Origin of the sequence: Acinetobacter sp. YH16053, from assembly GCF_013417035.1 — a bacterium.
GTDB lineage: Bacteria > Pseudomonadota > Gammaproteobacteria > Pseudomonadales > Moraxellaceae > Acinetobacter > Acinetobacter towneri.
On the sequence record NZ_VPEP01000102.1, the window covers coordinates 1 to 1,792 of the forward strand.

Annotated in this window: 2 protein-coding genes; one reads left to right on the forward strand and one right to left on the reverse strand. The window is 35.0% G+C overall.

All coding sequences use genetic code 11. From position 1 onward, the window contains the following. The first annotated feature begins 564 nt into the window (after window positions 1-564). Complete coding sequence (gene repM / locus FTV43_RS15280; protein WP_179995818.1) at window positions 565-1,497, forward strand: replication initiation protein RepM; 933 nt, start codon at window positions 565-567, stop codon at window positions 1,495-1,497. Between the two features lie 9 nt (window positions 1,498-1,506). Here the strand turns inward: repM and FTV43_RS15285 are convergent, their stop codons facing one another. Next, window positions 1,507-1,782 carry a mobilization protein gene (locus FTV43_RS15285; protein WP_179995819.1) on the reverse strand — a complete coding sequence of 92 codons (276 nt, stop codon included), beginning with the start codon at window positions 1,780-1,782 and terminating at the stop codon, window positions 1,507-1,509. Between the last annotated feature and the right edge of the window lie 10 nt (window positions 1,783-1,792).

Genomic DNA, 1,792 nt, shown 5'->3' on the forward strand with positions numbered 1-1,792 from the left:
ATTCCAGTAAGAGCCGAGCGAGTGTCTACGAGCGACCACCTGGCATTAAAATTTTGCCCCTGCCTTTTCCCTGATTACAAGCTCCCTTTTGCTTCATAACGAAAGATACAGAGCATCCCGAAGGGTGCGAACTGTATTAATTAGAATCTAAACGAGCGAAGCGAGCATAAAGATTACTGAGCGAAGCGAAGGCCTAGTTTCTTTTTTTATTAAATCCTCAACTTCTATTTAAAAAAAACAGCCCCTCAACCGAGCTTTAGCGAGGTTAAAACGTCCGAGCTTTAGCGAGGGCATAGGGCTGTTTTCCATGCTCACTTATGCTTTTATATATATTTTAAAGCTTTTAAATGCTTTTAGACACTCTTAAACCCTTACTACAGAAGGGTTTCAAGCCCTATAAAAGGACATTTAGTCGGTTATAAAAGGACATTTAGTCGGTTATAAAAGGACATTTAGTCGGTTATAAAAGGACATTTAGTCTTGATTTAAGGACTTAATTAATATTGACCTTTTAATGATAACTTTATACAGTGTCCTTACTTTGAATAATAATATGCTTTGAAGATGAAGAATGAGCTTGTTGTGAAAGATAACGCATTAATGAACGCTAGTTATAATTTAGAAGTAACCGAACAGCGCTTAATACTTCTTGCAATCATTAATGCAAGACAAACAGGTAACGGTATAACTGCTGATAGTAAGTTAGAAATACATGCTAATGATTACGCTAGTCGTTTTAATGTTAGTAACGATGGTGCTTACAAAGCACTGAAAAGTGCTGTTCTAAACCTGTTTGATCGTCAATTTTCATTTAAAGAAGAAGATAAAAAGGGAAATGTAGGAACTGTTAAGTCTAGATGGGTAAGCCGTATTAAATATATTGATGATTCAGCTACATTAGAAATCACTTTTGCACCAGATGTAGTGCCTTTGATTACAAGACTTGAGCAACAGTTCACTAGTTATCAACTTAAGCAGGTCACACAGCTTACAAGTAAATACGCTATTAGGCTTTATGAGTTAATCATTGCTTGGCGCGAAGTTGGCAAAGTTCCACAAATTGAGTTAAGTGACTTTAGAAATAGAATTGGGCTTGAAAATACTGAATATACAGCGATGTGTGATTTCAAAAAGCGTGTATTAGAACCAGCAATCAAACAAATCAATGAACATACAGACATCGTAACAACTTATGAGCAACACAAAAAAGGGCGCTCAATTACAGGCTTTTCATTCAAATTTAAGCAAAAGCAAATAAGAACTGAAGTTAAAAAAGACAAAAATATAGGAGATTTTTTTAACCGAATGACTGATTCACAACGTCTTAAGTTTGGATCTAAACTTGCCTATGATGAGCGTGTACAAAGTGAGTATAGCCACTTAATTGGTACTGGAAATTATGAACAATTCGGACAACTTTTAGCTGAAATGCTAGCAGAAAAAAGACACTTTGAAATGTTCTTTCCTTTGCTTGTAGAGCATGGTTTTAACGTATAAAAATAAAAACTAATTACACTTAAGATTAAATAACTCTCTATCTCTGTCTTCTGTTAAATACTCGTTGAGTTCAGCGAGTATTTTTTCTTTATTGGCTTCATTCTGCATTTTTTTAATCAAATAAGAACCGAGCAGAATTTTACGCCGAGTATCATCTTTTCGTTGCTGTTCCTTTTGCTTGGTACGTTCTCTTGCTTCGATAGCTTGTTTCTGTGCTTTTAACTGTTTCAGTTTCTCTAACTGGGCTTCAATTTTCTTTTCGATATTTTCAGCAGATTTAGTCATAACGGTTAAT